Source organism: Bradyrhizobium sp. 17 (genome assembly GCF_023073515.1).
In the GTDB taxonomy this organism is placed as follows: Bacteria; Pseudomonadota; Alphaproteobacteria; order Rhizobiales; family Xanthobacteraceae; genus Bradyrhizobium; species Bradyrhizobium canariense_D.
The window spans coordinates 1-12,228 of record NZ_JADPJQ010000042.1 but is presented as its reverse complement, the minus strand read 5'-3'; the positions used below and the strand labels follow the sequence as shown (position 1 = coordinate 12,228).

The 12,228-nt window shown below is 57.3% G+C and carries 24 protein-coding genes; 15 read left to right on the top strand and 9 right to left on the bottom strand.

Features of this window, described 5'->3' with window-relative positions; all coding sequences use genetic code 11:
• Positions 1 to 243 precede the first annotated feature (243 nt).
• The 8 genes from IVB13_RS08090 to IVB13_RS08055 all read right to left on the bottom strand — a co-directional run bounded on the left by IVB13_RS08090 (position 244) and on the right by IVB13_RS08055 (position 4,009).
• Positions 244 to 804: a hypothetical protein gene (locus tag IVB13_RS08090; RefSeq protein ID WP_247488246.1), complete on the bottom strand. Its 561-nt coding sequence runs from the start codon at positions 802 to 804 to the stop codon at positions 244 to 246.
• A gap of 26 nt (positions 805 to 830) precedes the next feature.
• On the bottom strand, positions 831 to 1,340 hold the full coding sequence (locus IVB13_RS08085) for a hypothetical protein (RefSeq protein ID WP_247488244.1): 510 nt from the start codon (positions 1,338 to 1,340) through the stop codon (positions 831 to 833).
• Positions 1,285 to 2,085: a hypothetical protein gene (locus IVB13_RS08080; RefSeq protein WP_247488242.1), complete on the bottom strand. Its 801-nt coding sequence runs from the start codon at positions 2,083 to 2,085 to the stop codon at positions 1,285 to 1,287. The genes IVB13_RS08085 and IVB13_RS08080 overlap by 56 nt, the downstream gene beginning before the upstream one ends.
• Positions 2,086 to 2,343 (bottom strand): DUF2312 domain-containing protein, encoded by a 258-nt coding sequence (locus tag IVB13_RS08075; RefSeq protein WP_247458739.1) that lies wholly within the window; start codon positions 2,341 to 2,343, stop codon positions 2,086 to 2,088.
• A 174-nt stretch (positions 2,344 to 2,517) separates the two neighbouring features.
• Positions 2,518 to 2,700, bottom strand: coding sequence for a hypothetical protein (locus IVB13_RS08070; RefSeq protein WP_247488240.1), 183 nt, complete (start codon positions 2,698 to 2,700; stop codon positions 2,518 to 2,520).
• Positions 2,697 to 3,215, bottom strand: a complete 519-nt coding sequence (locus IVB13_RS08065) for a helix-turn-helix domain-containing protein (RefSeq protein ID WP_247458673.1) — start codon at positions 3,213 to 3,215, stop codon at positions 2,697 to 2,699. Before IVB13_RS08065 ends, IVB13_RS08070 begins: the two co-directional genes overlap by 4 nt.
• 41 nt (positions 3,216 to 3,256) lie before the next feature.
• The gene (locus tag IVB13_RS08060; RefSeq protein ID WP_247488238.1) at positions 3,257 to 3,649 is read right to left on the bottom strand and encodes an HNH endonuclease signature motif containing protein; all 393 of its coding nucleotides are present in this window, start codon (positions 3,647 to 3,649) and stop codon (positions 3,257 to 3,259) included.
• Between the two features lie 6 nt (positions 3,650 to 3,655).
• Positions 3,656 to 4,009: a hypothetical protein gene (locus IVB13_RS08055; RefSeq protein ID WP_247488235.1), complete on the bottom strand. Its 354-nt coding sequence runs from the start codon at positions 4,007 to 4,009 to the stop codon at positions 3,656 to 3,658.
• Positions 4,010 to 4,042: 33 nt separating this feature from the next.
• Here IVB13_RS08055 and IVB13_RS08050 point away from each other — a divergent pair, with 33 nt between their 5' ends.
• Positions 4,043 to 4,273 carry a hypothetical protein gene (locus IVB13_RS08050; RefSeq protein ID WP_247488233.1) on the top strand — a complete coding sequence of 77 codons (231 nt, stop codon included), beginning with the start codon at positions 4,043 to 4,045 and terminating at the stop codon, positions 4,271 to 4,273.
• 170 nt (positions 4,274 to 4,443) lie between these two features.
• Here IVB13_RS08050 and IVB13_RS08045 read toward each other — a convergent pair whose 3' ends face one another.
• Complete coding sequence (locus IVB13_RS08045; protein WP_247488231.1) at positions 4,444 to 4,677, bottom strand: hypothetical protein; 234 nt, start codon at positions 4,675 to 4,677, stop codon at positions 4,444 to 4,446.
• A gap of 72 nt (positions 4,678 to 4,749) precedes the next feature.
• Here IVB13_RS08045 and IVB13_RS40360 point away from each other — a divergent pair, with 72 nt between their 5' ends.
• The 14 genes from IVB13_RS40360 (at position 4,750) to IVB13_RS07975 (ending at position 12,210) form a co-directional block, all read left to right on the top strand.
• Positions 4,750 to 5,478, top strand: a complete 729-nt coding sequence (locus IVB13_RS40360) for a S24 family peptidase (RefSeq protein WP_247488229.1) — start codon at positions 4,750 to 4,752, stop codon at positions 5,476 to 5,478.
• A 139-nt stretch (positions 5,479 to 5,617) separates the two neighbouring features.
• Positions 5,618 to 5,866, top strand: coding sequence for a hypothetical protein (locus tag IVB13_RS08035; RefSeq protein WP_247488227.1), 249 nt, complete (start codon positions 5,618 to 5,620; stop codon positions 5,864 to 5,866).
• Positions 5,866 to 6,030, top strand: a complete 165-nt coding sequence (locus IVB13_RS08030; protein WP_247488225.1) for a hypothetical protein — start codon at positions 5,866 to 5,868, stop codon at positions 6,028 to 6,030. Before IVB13_RS08035 ends, IVB13_RS08030 begins: the two co-directional genes overlap by 1 nt.
• Positions 6,031 to 6,109: 79 nt before the next feature.
• Positions 6,110 to 6,277 (top strand): hypothetical protein, encoded by a 168-nt coding sequence (locus tag IVB13_RS08025; RefSeq protein ID WP_247488223.1) that lies wholly within the window; start codon positions 6,110 to 6,112, stop codon positions 6,275 to 6,277.
• Positions 6,278 to 7,228 carry a hypothetical protein gene (locus tag IVB13_RS08020; protein WP_247488221.1) on the top strand — a complete coding sequence of 317 codons (951 nt, stop codon included), beginning with the start codon at positions 6,278 to 6,280 and terminating at the stop codon, positions 7,226 to 7,228. It abuts the gene before it with no gap.
• A 47-nt stretch (positions 7,229 to 7,275) separates the two neighbouring features.
• Positions 7,276 to 7,959 carry a recombinase RecT gene (locus IVB13_RS08015; RefSeq protein ID WP_247488301.1) on the top strand — a complete coding sequence of 228 codons (684 nt, stop codon included), beginning with the start codon at positions 7,276 to 7,278 and terminating at the stop codon, positions 7,957 to 7,959.
• Complete coding sequence (locus IVB13_RS08010) at positions 7,956 to 8,357, top strand: recombination protein NinB (protein ID WP_247488219.1); 402 nt, start codon at positions 7,956 to 7,958, stop codon at positions 8,355 to 8,357. The genes IVB13_RS08015 and IVB13_RS08010 overlap by 4 nt, the downstream gene beginning before the upstream one ends.
• Positions 8,354 to 8,707 carry an HNH endonuclease gene (locus tag IVB13_RS08005; protein ID WP_247458655.1) on the top strand — a complete coding sequence of 118 codons (354 nt, stop codon included), beginning with the start codon at positions 8,354 to 8,356 and terminating at the stop codon, positions 8,705 to 8,707. The genes IVB13_RS08010 and IVB13_RS08005 overlap by 4 nt, the downstream gene beginning before the upstream one ends.
• 54 nt (positions 8,708 to 8,761) lie before the next feature.
• Positions 8,762 to 9,154, top strand: coding sequence for a hypothetical protein (locus tag IVB13_RS08000; RefSeq protein ID WP_247458654.1), 393 nt, complete (start codon positions 8,762 to 8,764; stop codon positions 9,152 to 9,154).
• Between the two features lie 28 nt (positions 9,155 to 9,182).
• Positions 9,183 to 9,404 carry a hypothetical protein gene (locus tag IVB13_RS07995; protein ID WP_247488216.1) on the top strand — a complete coding sequence of 74 codons (222 nt, stop codon included), beginning with the start codon at positions 9,183 to 9,185 and terminating at the stop codon, positions 9,402 to 9,404.
• A 1-nt stretch (position 9,405) separates the two neighbouring features.
• Positions 9,406 to 9,624: a hypothetical protein gene (locus tag IVB13_RS07990; RefSeq protein ID WP_247488214.1), complete on the top strand. Its 219-nt coding sequence runs from the start codon at positions 9,406 to 9,408 to the stop codon at positions 9,622 to 9,624.
• A 312-nt stretch (positions 9,625 to 9,936) separates the two neighbouring features.
• On the top strand, positions 9,937 to 10,851 hold the full coding sequence (locus IVB13_RS07985) for a hypothetical protein (protein WP_247488213.1): 915 nt from the start codon (positions 9,937 to 9,939) through the stop codon (positions 10,849 to 10,851).
• Positions 10,848 to 11,048 (top strand): hypothetical protein, encoded by a 201-nt coding sequence (locus tag IVB13_RS07980; RefSeq protein WP_247458651.1) that lies wholly within the window; start codon positions 10,848 to 10,850, stop codon positions 11,046 to 11,048. The genes IVB13_RS07985 and IVB13_RS07980 overlap by 4 nt, the downstream gene beginning before the upstream one ends.
• Before the next feature lie 160 nt (positions 11,049 to 11,208).
• Positions 11,209 to 12,210 carry a site-specific integrase gene (locus tag IVB13_RS07975; RefSeq protein ID WP_247488210.1) on the top strand — a complete coding sequence of 334 codons (1,002 nt, stop codon included), beginning with the start codon at positions 11,209 to 11,211 and terminating at the stop codon, positions 12,208 to 12,210.
• The last annotated feature ends 18 nt before the right edge of the window (positions 12,211 to 12,228 follow it).

Below are 12,228 nucleotides of genomic sequence, written 5' to 3'. Positions count from 1 at the left end.
GCTCACAAACCTATCGGCAGCGATATGGTTATGACGCGCGCCCCGAACTGAATGAAAAAGCCCCGGCCTTCGCGCTATGGGGGTTAGCAGGCCGGGGCTAGTGGGGGTCGATGGGAGGAAACATGGTGGGTAGAAAGCGATCCATCAAATGCAAAACCCGCCCTGCGATTAACAGGACGGGTGGCGCAATTCACGAACCTGCCTGATTTGGTGTGATTTGGTTAAACCTGTCAAGCCCGCACATCACCCGATCCCCCACAGCTTTGCGAGGCGATATCCGGCATCTCGGACTGCTTCAGTCGCAGCAGCAATTGCCTGAGGCTTGTTGGCCCACCCGATAGCGCTGCCGGCGTCCTGTAGCGTGTTGCCAGCGCATACGACGCTATCGACCACAATGCCCGTTCTGTGCCCCAGCAAGCCACGTGCATCTCGCCATTGCTTGCGGTGGTGTGCTTGGGCCTCGGTCTTTGCCATCCCGCTCATTGAGCCTGGATCATTCGAGAAGATGCGGTTCAGGTCTACCGTGCCGACACCCATCTCCAAGCCGGCCCGGTGCCAATGCATGTGATATTTCTGGAGGGCTGAGTATTCGGCGCCGGTGATGACCTTGCGGGCGAACATCCGGCCGACCGGATCATCCCGCATGGTGTGAACTTTGCCGCCCTGCTGGTCGTCTCCGACGGTGAAGAAGCCGTCAGCTTTCGCCAGCCGCTCCCGTGTTGGCCCCACCGCCACTGCGTATAGCGGGTTCGCCTTCCCCTTGATCGTTGACTGCACGCCCGTCCGTCGAATGTTCCGTGTCATTGCTGCCCCGTGCATTGTGTTGCCCCTCAAACGCTAGACGGCGAAAAGCCGCTGTTGATACGCTCTTCAAGCTCGTCATGGTTCTTCGGCTTGAACGCCAGATCGTAGTGCTGATATTGGTGCCGCAATTGATCGATCGTGGGAGCGGACTTGATCTCCCGCTTGGCTTGCTCCTCCGCTCCGATCCCCCAATTCTGGCCATACTTGTCCTTGAGCTGGGCAAGCGAAGGGCGCTCACCACGCTCCTCCCGCTCTCTCATTTCCATCTGTTCCTTGATCCGCTTCAGGCGCAATTCGTTCTGCAGGATCGGCTCATAGGCCTGGTTACAAGCATCCTTTACTTCCTTCACGGTCGGGAGCCAGCCCTTGCCGTTCGACGGAAGACCTGTATCGGGATGCGTCACCTGAGTAATAATCTCTTCAGGAAACCGAGCCAGAACCGCCGTTACAGCCGCCACATAGGTATCTGGATCGTTGGCATCACCCGTGCGATAGCAGCCGAACAGGAGCCGAGATCTCTCCACTGCGTAATTCATCTGGGCCTCTTGCCGGGCCATCGAAGCTGGCAAGTTTTCGGCGGAGATCGTCAGCGGCTTGAATAATTTTGCTGCCGGAGGTGCCATTTGCGTTCGGTCCTTTGAGCCTTGCGGCGATCCATGCGGAGGGGTCAACAACTTGGTTTCTCTCGGCGTCCTCGATCAATCCGAGAACGGTCACGGCATCATCGCCGGCAGCCTTGAGGCACTTCCCGACGAATGACCGGCAAGCGTCCGGCCCCTTCCCGGTCAATTTGGCGAGGGTCGAGAGGCCTTCACCGAAAAGCCGCTTGCGATGGTCGGGCGCTTCAGCGCCAGAAGCGTTAGCTTCTGAATTCTTATCTAACTCTACCTCTTCTTCTAGGCGTAACTCGGTTACGTCAGTTACGGGCGTAACGTTACGGTCTGTTACGGAGCCGCCCTTCCGTTTCCGATACCGTTGCATACGGTCAGCCGCTGTCGGATCGGATACCTTGTATTGGCGCCCTTCCCAATTATGCGGGATGAACTTCCCGTCCACCTGATCAAACAGGCCAGCTAGTTTGAGTTTGGAAATCCACTCACCAACTTTCGCCGGCTTTTCTCGAAGCGCAATTGCGATGTCTTCAGCCGGAGGAAGTGTGCCGCCATTCTTCGACGCGAAGCATAGAAGCACCGTCCATGACCTATAGAGGGCGTCTGAAAGCTTCAGAAGCTTTGGGTCGTGGATTGTGTCCTCGTAAAACTTAAACCAATCACCGGCCATCTAGATCATTCCCATGGCCTGCAAATAGGTCTCCAGAATCGCTTCCTGCTCGGCGCGCTCGTTGGCATCCTGCTTGCGCATACGCACGATGGTGCGAAGGGCCTTTACATCGTAGCCATTGCCCTTGCTCTCGGAATAGATGTCCCTGATATCGTCCGATATAACCTTCTTCTCCTCCTCAAGCCGCTCAATGCGCTCGACGATGGATCTGAATTGCTCTTTCGAAAACGAATTATGCCCCTGCCCTGGCTCGGTCATCTGCGCTCTCACTTGTTTCTGTTTCGGGAACGCGGTGGGGATACACTGGGGGATTTTGGCTCAGCCACTCGACGATGGAGTGATTAGGCTTGTCGAAGTCTGGCATTACGTAAGACCAACCGGATGCCCACCACATAGCAGCGCCTTCGGTCGGAATTGACTTGCGGATGCGGGTCATGCCGCTGTCCTTCGCTCATGCTTCAGCCGGCGAAGGTTGATGTCCTTGAGCATGGCCTCCAACTCGCTACGGCGGATGCTGCGGGGCTTCTCAGCGTCGATAAGGGCCTTGAGGTGCGCAGCTTGGTGGCGCAGCGGGAGGCGCTTCATGCGTGTCACGATGAGGTGAAGCGGGGTCATGCCAGTTTCTCCCTCAAGACGCTGACCGTCTTTGCGAACGCCGGATCAGCCTGAAGCTGTCGCTCGATCTTCTTGATGCCCGACAGCGCCGAGGTATGGTCGCGTCCTCCGAACCGGCGCGCGATGTCCGGCAATGACCTCAATGTCATCTCACGGCTGAGGTAGTAGCCAATCTGCCGGGGCAGGCAGAACTTGACCTTCCGGCTTTGGGAATCGATGTTCGTTGTCGTGATGCCGAAGTGCTCGGCAATGACGTGCTTGATTTCGTGGACGGTCGGAATCTTCCGGCCACCCTCATCGGTCAGATAGCGGATGAACCGCGCCTCTGCCTTGGTCTCCGGCGCCCGAGACTGGCGAACGACCGCAGGAACGATTTCAACAATGTCCGGTTCAGGCTGTGGCGCCGGAGTGCCGTGAACCTCGCGTAACTTCGACAAAAGCTTCCGACACCCAACTTTGTTCGCGTGCCGAGCGTCCAGATCCCGAGCCTCGAAATACCGATCGTCAACTTCCATGTTTTCCCCCACTGAGAAATGCGCGCAATTTCCGTTGCGCTTCAAAAATGATAGTGCGGCACACGGTTGATCCCAGACTTATGGGTGAACCGATGCTTGCCCCAATAGTGGGACATGTTCTCCTTGTGAGTTACCTCACGGAGGTTCGATATTGCGTTGTTGACCTTGTTGCCGTCGACATGGTCGAGAAACATCGTCGGCCATTGTCCATACTCGTAAAGCCATGCGAGCCGGTGGGCGAAGTAGGAACGGTTGTCGACCACGATCTGCCAATAACCGAAGGTGCTCTTCGTCCCGGCGCTACCATCTGGTTTTTTGCTGCGCGACCGATCGATCCATTTGAACAGCCCTGTCTCGCTGTCATATGAAAGCAGCTCCTTGAGCTTACTGTGTGTAAGATCGCTTTTCCGGAATCCGGACTTTGGCGTTTTCATTTTCCCCTAATCCTTACCCAAAAGAGCCTTAGCCGCGCGCACAGAACTGCTATCAGCCCCGGCGATTTTTTCGGTCCTTGCAAGGTCATTTTCCAGCTTTCGCAGTTGTCGTTCGCACTCTGCGCGATAAGCCGCCCTGATGGTCTCGTAGACCGAGACACTAATTATCCTCAGCCGGTCCCGGCGATAACGTAAGGACCAGAGGAAGCCATATTCGATGCCGTACTCGCGCTCGATCTGGCGCATTGCGTTTTCAATGTCGCCAGGTCCGCGAGATTTCATTCGTGTAAGATCTTTCGACCAGTTCGCAGCCTGGTCCAAATACGCGGTATCAGACATACGCAACCCTTTTTTGCCCACCTGAAAACTCCTTCATGGTTCCTTATGATCACCATGAAGAACTTCGATAATGACAACGAGCACTTCAGTTTTATCTCGCTCGGCGCGCTAACGCTGAACGTCGTAAGGTACTTAGAGAGCAGCAAAGAAGAGGGCCCAGATAGCAATCGCGAGAAGGCCCCAGATCCCAAAATTGACAAGCAGCGCGAACACGACCGCTTCATTGAAACGCGACTGCGCGAGATTGAGCGGTTTGAGCGGAGGTATCGAGACAATCGACCCTGACGGCATGCGAATGATTTCGGCAGGCGGATAGTATTGCTTCCCCTGTCCGCGAGAGCCGGTCGAGTGGCTGATCCCCGTCGCACTCGACCGGCTCGTCAATTGTCTGGATCCGATCCATGCAATCGCTCCTCTCGTTCGAGTATTGCCATTGCTATGGCGTAATTCTTGGGTCATGCGGCACTCTCGGCGCGATCGTTCGCCTGCATGAATGCCTTCACCTTATCCAACGTGGATAAACTCGGCGTGCGGCCTTTGTTTAGGTCGCTCACGAATTTCGGATCATTGAGTGAGAGTGTGCCGAAGGCGGTTGCGCTCATGCCGGTCCTGGACCGGAAAGCGTCAATCTCAGCCATCAGCGAGCGGATAGTAGGATGAATGATCATAAAATAGGAAATACAGGACATTTCCTATCCTGTCAACAGGTCAGTTCCTAGTTCCTTTCCTTAAGGGTAATCTCCTATAGGGAGGCTATGGATGTGGTCCGAAAACTGATTCTCGAAAAGCTAGAGGAACTCGAGCTGAACATGGCCGAGGTCTCGAAACGCCTTGGGCGCAATGAGACCTATCTCCAGCAGTTCCTTAAACGTGGTTCCCCCCGCGAACTCCACGAGCGCGACCGCATCATGCTTGCCGAAATCCTCAGTGTTTCAGAGGATCAACTCCGCGGCCCTTCATCAATATTGCCTAAAAGGGAATACGTTAAGTCTAACCAGACTACCCGCGAAAGTTTAATTGCCGATCCTTCCCGCCGCCCTAGAGTGGCGGAAAATCAACAGCCAATGTCGGACTTCATTCCGGCGTCACAATTGGTGGGGGATCGAGATCTGCCGGTCTTCGGGACCGCGCAGGGTGGTAGCGGGGCCTTAATCGTGAGTAACGAACCGGTGGACTGGGTGGTCCGCCCTGACCCTCTGCTAAGGGTTAAGGACGGCTATGGAATGATCATAACGGGGGACTCGATGGACCCCGCCCTACGAGCTGGATCAGTAGCGCTCATTAACCCTCACCTACCACCAGGCCTTGGTGATTTCTGCTTGTTCCGCAGTCACGCCGAAGACGGAACTACCCATGCCGTCATCAAGGAATACCGCGGCGAAACCGAGGTTGTTTGGAAGGTCCGCCAGTACAACCCGCCGAAGGATTTCACCCTAAAGAAGAGCGAATGGCAGATTCGCCATAGGGTCGTCGGGACCTATTTCAACTAGTCAATCAACGATTTAGGATGCTCCAAAGGCCCCGGTTAACCACCGGGGTCGAATTATTTTCGGCCGGTTGTAGTTTTCCTGTTTACAATACAGGAAATTTCCCATAGGTTGTTTCCTGTCAGCACGACGGGGAAACGACATGGCAATCACGAACATCAGCTACTTCGTTATTTGCATCGATTACGGCCGCAATGGCTGTGAGGGGGTTGTTGACCCCGAGATGACGTTCCGCGGCGCCGTCGAGAAGGTCCGCGAGATCATCGGCGACGGTCGGGAAATCGCCTTCGCCCACGAAGTCACGTTCATGAACGGCAGCCACCACGTCTCCGACGTGCGCGACGAGCTGATCAACCGCGCGAATGACCTCCGGCTGGAGGCTGCTGAGTGATGGCCCTCGCCCTGAAAGACGTTGACGCGCTCCTCGATGACCTCGCCGTCACCATGCAGAACAAGACCGCAGAATCCGCCGCACAGATCGCAAAAGTTTACGGCGCCTCTGATGAGGTTGTGCAGGCGATTCTCCGTCTCAAGACCAAGGAGAAGGCAGCATGACCGAGAACCGCATCGAAATGCTGCTCTGCTGCGTCGGCTTCGGCCTCTGCTGCTTTGCCTCTCTCGCATGGGGCCTGACATGACCAGCCAGCAGTTCGGCGACGAACTTCTCCGGCACTGGCAGTTGCTCTGGCCGCTGCCCGCCTCCGAACGGATCAAGCGGATTGATGAAATCCGCCAAGACCTCGAATTCGAAGAACAGCTTTCGCTCGTCTCAACCGAGATGGCCAACCCGGAGTTCGCTTAAATGTCCGACGTTGCAGAAACCACCCGCCCCGCCGATCAGTACGATTTCTGGCGGCGCCGCATGGCCGGCGAAGTCGTGCCGATCCACGATGGAGAGCCCCAGGCCGGGTTTTATCGCACCAGGACGAAGGATGGGACGTGGCATCCGGTCGCTTACTGGTTCGGTCGTGACGGCGCACTGCGCTGCCGTGTTGCTGATCGAGATGTCAATGAACAGACGGCTGCCGAGCGCTGGCCGCACATTTCCAAGAACCCGATCACGCATGAAGTTTACAAGGCCGTTCTTGCTGGCGAGCCGTGGCCGGATCAGCATGAAGGCGCGAACCGTGATCGCGCCAATTCAGACGGCGCGCCGTCCGATGACTCTTTCGATGGCCTTAAGGACCGGATCGAGGATCTGGCGCGCGACGCCGAAAAGCTGATCCAGGCTGGGGCCGCCGCTGATCAGTCCGCCGCTGACCGCGCCTCCGATCTCGCAAACAGGCTGGCCGAGCTCCAAAAGACGGCCGACGCCGCCCGCGCTGCGGAGAAGAAGCCGCTGGATGAACAGGTTGCCGCCGTACAGGCCAAATGGAAGCCGCTGCTTGGCGCTGCCGATATCTACAAGCGGATCAAGGCCGCCGTGATCACTCCGTTCCTGGTTGCTGAGGCCGCCAAGATGCGAGCGGCGCAGGAAGCCGCTCAGAAGGCAGCCGAGGAAGCCGCAAAGGCCGGCAAGCCCATCGTCGAGACACAGACGCGCGCTGCGCCCAAGGCTGGCAGCGGAGGCCGCCGCTCGGTCGCGCTGCGCACCGTCAAGGTGGTCACCATCGCAGATCGCGCCGCCGTGCTCGCCTTCTTTGCCGACAACGATCAGGTGACGGAAGTACTCCAGAAGCTGGCCGAGAAGGTCACGGCTGCCGGCGTCACCGTTCCCGGCGTCACCATCACCGAAGAACAGAGGGCAGCATGAGTAACGCAGTCGCCATCAAGCCGCAGGGTCGGTCGGTATTGATCGACATGGCAACCCGCTTCGGCATGGAGCCGCAGGCGTTCGAGGCCACCGTTCGGGCAACCTGCATCCAGAAGGCCAGTCGGGAAGAGTTCGCCGCCTTCCTCCTGGTCGCCAAGGAATACGGGCTGAACCCGCTGACGAAGGAAATCTATGCCTTCCCGGCGAAGGGTGGCGGAATTGTCCCCGTCGTTTCGATTGACGGCTGGATCAATCTCGTCAACTCGCACAAGGCCTGCGACGGCTTTGAGTTCGATATGGAGCACGGCGAGAACGGCGATCTGATCTCCTGCACCTGCCGCATGTTCCGCAAGGATCGCGGGCGCCCAGTGACCGTGACCGAGTACCTGTCCGAGTGTCGGCGCGGGACCGAGCCTTGGAAGATGCAGCACCGCATGCTGCGCCATAAGGCGCTGATCCAGGCCGCTCGGTATGCCTTCGGTTTCTCGGGCATCTATGACGAGGACGAGGGCGAGAAGATCGCGGAGGCAATTAATGTCAGCCGCGAAGAACCGCCCGCGCCGCCTGCAATAGCGCAGATTGCCGCCCCCGAGAAATCTGCCGACCCCATCGAAGAGATGATAACCGCCCCTGCGCCGACCGAGGCCGTTGAGTGGTCCGAGGTTGAGGACGACGAACCGCCCGCGCCGATCGGCTTCCCCGGTGATCGACCAATGGAGCGGCGGGTATGAGCCAAGCGCAGATCACACTTTGCGGCCGCGCTGACCGTGAACGCGCGGTCGATTGGGTCGAGAAGATGAAGCCAGGAACGCGCGTCATCTTCAAAGACCCGAAGCGGACGTTGCCGCAAAACGAGAAGATGTGGGTAGCTTTGACAGAGTTGGCGACCCAACTGAAGTGGCACGGCGAGAAGCTAACGCCTGATGAATGGAAAATCTTATTCATGGACGCGCTCACGCGCGAAATGCGCGTGGTGCCGAGCATTGACGGGCTAGGCGTCGTCAGTTTGGGGCGCTCATCGTCAAATCTTTCCAAGTCCGAGTTTTCAGATTTGATCGAGCTGATCCATCAATTTGGCGCCAACCATGGCGTTGTGTTTGGCGATCAATCTGTTGCGGAGGACGCATGAGCCGCACGGTCGAGGAATGGCACGGCAAGACCGACGACAGCGCGATCCCTGTTCGGGTGAAGCTGCGCGTTCATGCCAAGGCCGAGGGATGCTGCGCAAAGTGCGGCGTCGAGGCATCGACCGGCCAGTACGACCACGCCATTTCGCTGATCCTGGGCGGCGAGAACCGAGAGAGCAATCTCCAGTTTCTCTGCGTGCCTTGCCATAAGGCGAAAACGAAACTCGACGTGAAGCTTAAGGCCAAGGTCGCGCGCGTCCGAGCTCGACACATCGGTGTGAAGCACCGGCGCCGCACGATACCAGGCAGGAAATTTGACGGCACGCCGATCCCGGCCCGATGGGTCGAGTGATCACCACTGCCGCTACGTGATCGCTGAAGTGACTTTTTTACAACGGGGAGTGATATGAGCAGGGATACATTCGAGCATTTCATCAGACAACTTCGGCCAATCAAGGTTTGCTATATCGACCCTGGCGAACCAGACAAGCTGTTCGGCAGGGCGCCAGACGTCAAGAAGGGCTGGGCGGTTTTCTGCGGGTTCGATGAGCGTGGCTATTCCGTTATCGTGCAAAAGGCCGCGAACGACCGGCAAGTGATGGTCCGCGCCGGCTGCCAGTGGAGAACTCTCAAGGCCGCCCGCACTCATTGGGTCTCTGCTGCCAGAAACTACAATGCCTATAGCCGCCGCACAGCCAAGCAAATCTTGATGCTGATTGACATTGGGGTTCGGCGCGCCCGCGATCACGGTTGGACCAAAGAAACATTCAACGCGGCTCCACGCAAAGCAACGCGCTGAGTCCCCCACTGTCATCGCCGGAGCATTCATGAGCAAGCCAGAATCCGAGAGAACCGTTCAAGACCGGCTTACCGATATCTACACCTGGATACGGGAGCCCGACTTCGTTGAAGAGGGCGAAGCCACGCTTGAGTGGCTGATGGCGTGGCTCGACCGACGCCCCATTGGCGACGTCGCCATGGTCGCAATGCTGATGCCTACGGCCTCTCCAGAGCTCACTCAACATCAGCTTGGAACACAGGAGAACTGAAATGAACCGTCAATCTCATCTGGAATGGTGCAAAAAGCGTGCTCACGAATACCTCGCCAATGGCGACATTCAGAACGCTGTGACCTCAATGCTTTCCGACCTCAGCAAGCATCCCGAAACGGAAGGCTCCTCCCATGGAGTATTCGCACAGCTCGGGATGATGGCAATCATGTCCGGGGATAAACGAGAAGCCACTCGATTCATCGACGGCTTCAACTAGCACCCTCACTGATCTCATCGCAGAGAAAATGAAATGACCGAGCCTGTACAGAACTGTTCCGCTGGCAGTGCCAGCGAGTTGCTGGACCTGTTACCGCGCCGGTTAGATTGGTTGTTCGCTAGAGGGCGGACTAGGCCAGATGAGCCCCTGTACGGCTGCCAAATCAAAGACGGCGATGAAATCGTATCGCAAACGGAGCACGATGACCCGCAGCAGTGCGCAACACTAGCCATTGAGGGTCTGAGAGTTCATCCCTGCGAGTACTGCCACAAGAAATTCACGGGTCTGCCTAGCAACGCCTGTGAGAACTGTATGAACTCCGGTTTGCGCTATCCAGAAATCGAGCGCATGGGCAGCGCTACGGTCGAGGCGGACGACATCAAACGCTTCTTTGATGGCATGGCCGCTGCCAACCGCCGCAGTACTCACATGAGCGATGTTGCCCAAGCTGTTGGGGAGCCGGTCGCCTTCGTCCCGATCCACCCGCGCCAAGGCCCGCTTTGGTCCGACACAATTCCAGCCGGCTCAGAGATTCAGCGGAGCAACAACTACCCACGCATGGCCCTCTACGCATCCCAACCATCGCCGGCCGCTACGGTCGAGACGGATGCGAAGAAGCGCCAAGAACTTGCGCAGCGCCTCGTTTATGTCGCCAATAGCATGAGCGAAACAATGTCTCAGGGATTCGACAGCAAGTTGTTTGTCGATCCGGAAATGAGGGACGACCTGATCGCGGCGGCCGGATTGGTGGCGGCCTACAAGCGAGGCGACGCCGCTCACTCGCATTCATCTGCCGCGACTGAGGACGAGCCGCGCTGGTATGCTGTTGATGAGCGGGGCAACGACAATTTCGCTACCAGCATCTACGAGGCTGGAGACAAGGGACTTCTCGTCGCGCGCTGCAACCAGAACGGTCAATACCCTTGGCAGGGACCGGCGATTATTCGCGGCTTGGCGGCCAACAAGCAGATCGTCCCCATTGAACCGCAGGCATTCCCGAAGTGGCGGCATCTGAAGCGCGGCTCAATCGTGAGCGAGGTCGCGCGCGGCTTCGCTCAGGTCGCCCATCATCCGATCGAGGAAATGACGGCGGTCGTCATCTACAAGCACGACGCCGATGGCGTGTATTGGGTTCGCAATGCCGTTGAGTTCGATGACGGGCGCTTTGAGCCTCTGCCATCATCCCAACTGACGCGCCCAGCACAGCAGAGAGCAAGCAACAAATGAGCTGGAAATCACCACGTTGCGGCCAGGCTTGCTGGGATGAAATCAAGCGTCACGATGACGAGCGAGAGAAATTAGTTATGGCGCTGGTCAATATGACTAGGGACCGTGACGAGTGGCGGGAGCAGCACGAAAATTTGCTTGCGATGTATCGCGCCGCCACACTTGCACTGACGTCGAACAACTCAGGTGGTGAATGATACCTAAAAGCATCACACCTGGGGCGCTGGCGGCTGAACTCGGCTGGTCAGAAAGACGTGTGCGGGACAAGGCAAGGGAGCTTGGCGCGTGCCGGATATTGGGCAATCGTATGGTACTCCTGCCCGAGGACGTGAATGCCATTATGGAGGCGACTAGGCCATGCCCCTCAAGATCTATCGACGTAAGGGAAGCGATGTCTGGCATTACCGAGGGACGCTTGCCGGACGTAGACAGCGCGGGACTACTGGCACATCTCACAAGGAAACAGCCGCGCGCATTGCGTCCGAGGTCGAAAACAAATTCTGGAAACGTGGTCTCGATGGAAAAGAAAAGGCCCTGACATGGCCGAAAGCAAGTGCGCTCTACTTGGCGGCTGGAAAGCCATCAAGGTTTCTAGCGCCACTCGTCAAATACTGGGGCGATGCGAAGATTGCGGACATCAATTCTGGTTCTATCCGTCAATCGGCGATAGACCTTTATCCCAATGCCAAAAACTCAACCCGCAACCGACAAGTTATCGTTCCGACGCTAGCCGTCATCAATCATTGCGCTGAGCTTGGGCACTGTTCGCCACTGCGAATGAAGCGGTTTAAGGTCGATACCAAGATCAAGAAGCCCGTCACCCTGGAGTGGATCAATGCCTTTAGAGCAGCCGCTGAACGGCCTGATATTGGAGCTCTTGCCCTCTTTATGTTCGCAACAGGAGCAAGGGTATCTGAAGCTCTCGCTGTCCGATGGGACGACATTGTACTTAAGGAACAATGGGTACTCATCCGTCAGACTAAGCTCGGTAACGAACGGCGAGCTCATATCCCAGCGCAGCTACTCGTGGCCCTCGCCAACCTCCCCCGCGACCGAGATCCCTTCGCCATCGCCTACACCACAGCAAGAGATTCGTGGTCTCGTACTGTCGCCGCCGCCGGCATTGAACCGCTCACGTTCCACAGTTGCCGCCACGGCTTCGCTACAACGCTCCACGACAAAGGGGTCGGGGTCAAAACGATAGCCAATGCCGGCGGGTGGAAGTCAGCGCAACACCTGTTCAACACGTATCTACACGCCGACCAGGACGCCACGATCACAGATCGTATTTTTGACACAGAAACTGACACAACCTACGACGATAATAAGCAAGATCAATTACTTAAGCCCGGTAAGTGAAACCCATATAGGGGAATA

What these genes read in the sequence shown, in the direction of transcription:
- IVB13_RS08050 (WP_247488233.1), top strand. Translation starts at nt 4,043, where the DNA reads ATGAAGAACTTCGATAATGACAACGAGCACTTCAGTTTTATCTCGCTC.
- IVB13_RS07995 (WP_247488216.1), top strand. Translation starts at nt 9,183, where the DNA reads ATGAGCAAGCCAGAATCCGAGAGAACCGTTCAAGACCGGCTTACCGAT.
- IVB13_RS08020 (WP_247488221.1), top strand. Translation starts at nt 6,278, where the DNA reads ATGTCCGACGTTGCAGAAACCACCCGCCCCGCCGATCAGTACGATTTC.
- IVB13_RS08065 (WP_247458673.1), bottom strand. Translation starts at nt 3,215, where the DNA reads ATGGAAGTTGACGATCGGTATTTCGAGGCTCGGGATCTGGACGCTCGG.
- IVB13_RS08045 (WP_247488231.1), bottom strand. Translation starts at nt 4,677, where the DNA reads ATGTCCTGTATTTCCTATTTTATGATCATTCATCCTACTATCCGCTCG.
- IVB13_RS08010 (WP_247488219.1), top strand. Translation starts at nt 7,956, where the DNA reads ATGAGCCAAGCGCAGATCACACTTTGCGGCCGCGCTGACCGTGAACGC.
- IVB13_RS07975 (WP_247488210.1), top strand. Translation starts at nt 11,209, where the DNA reads ATGCCCCTCAAGATCTATCGACGTAAGGGAAGCGATGTCTGGCATTAC.
- IVB13_RS08060 (WP_247488238.1), bottom strand. Translation starts at nt 3,649, where the DNA reads ATGAAAACGCCAAAGTCCGGATTCCGGAAAAGCGATCTTACACACAGT.
- IVB13_RS08025 (WP_247488223.1), top strand. Translation starts at nt 6,110, where the DNA reads ATGACCAGCCAGCAGTTCGGCGACGAACTTCTCCGGCACTGGCAGTTG.
- IVB13_RS08005 (WP_247458655.1), top strand. Translation starts at nt 8,354, where the DNA reads ATGAGCCGCACGGTCGAGGAATGGCACGGCAAGACCGACGACAGCGCG.
- IVB13_RS08035 (WP_247488227.1), top strand. Translation starts at nt 5,618, where the DNA reads ATGGCAATCACGAACATCAGCTACTTCGTTATTTGCATCGATTACGGC.
- IVB13_RS07990 (WP_247488214.1), top strand. Translation starts at nt 9,406, where the DNA reads ATGAACCGTCAATCTCATCTGGAATGGTGCAAAAAGCGTGCTCACGAA.
- IVB13_RS08080 (WP_247488242.1), bottom strand. Translation starts at nt 2,085, where the DNA reads ATGGCCGGTGATTGGTTTAAGTTTTACGAGGACACAATCCACGACCCA.
- IVB13_RS08090 (WP_247488246.1), bottom strand. Translation starts at nt 804, where the DNA reads ATGACACGGAACATTCGACGGACGGGCGTGCAGTCAACGATCAAGGGG.
- IVB13_RS08015 (WP_247488301.1), top strand. Translation starts at nt 7,276, where the DNA reads ATGGCAACCCGCTTCGGCATGGAGCCGCAGGCGTTCGAGGCCACCGTT.
- IVB13_RS07980 (WP_247458651.1), top strand. Translation starts at nt 10,848, where the DNA reads ATGAGCTGGAAATCACCACGTTGCGGCCAGGCTTGCTGGGATGAAATC.
- IVB13_RS08085 (WP_247488244.1), bottom strand. Translation starts at nt 1,340, where the DNA reads ATGAATTACGCAGTGGAGAGATCTCGGCTCCTGTTCGGCTGCTATCGC.
- IVB13_RS08075 (WP_247458739.1), bottom strand. Translation starts at nt 2,343, where the DNA reads ATGACCGAGCCAGGGCAGGGGCATAATTCGTTTTCGAAAGAGCAATTC.
- IVB13_RS07985 (WP_247488213.1), top strand. Translation starts at nt 9,937, where the DNA reads ATGAACTCCGGTTTGCGCTATCCAGAAATCGAGCGCATGGGCAGCGCT.
- IVB13_RS08000 (WP_247458654.1), top strand. Translation starts at nt 8,762, where the DNA reads ATGAGCAGGGATACATTCGAGCATTTCATCAGACAACTTCGGCCAATC.
- IVB13_RS08070 (WP_247488240.1), bottom strand. Translation starts at nt 2,700, where the DNA reads ATGACCCCGCTTCACCTCATCGTGACACGCATGAAGCGCCTCCCGCTG.
- IVB13_RS08030 (WP_247488225.1), top strand. Translation starts at nt 5,866, where the DNA reads ATGGCCCTCGCCCTGAAAGACGTTGACGCGCTCCTCGATGACCTCGCC.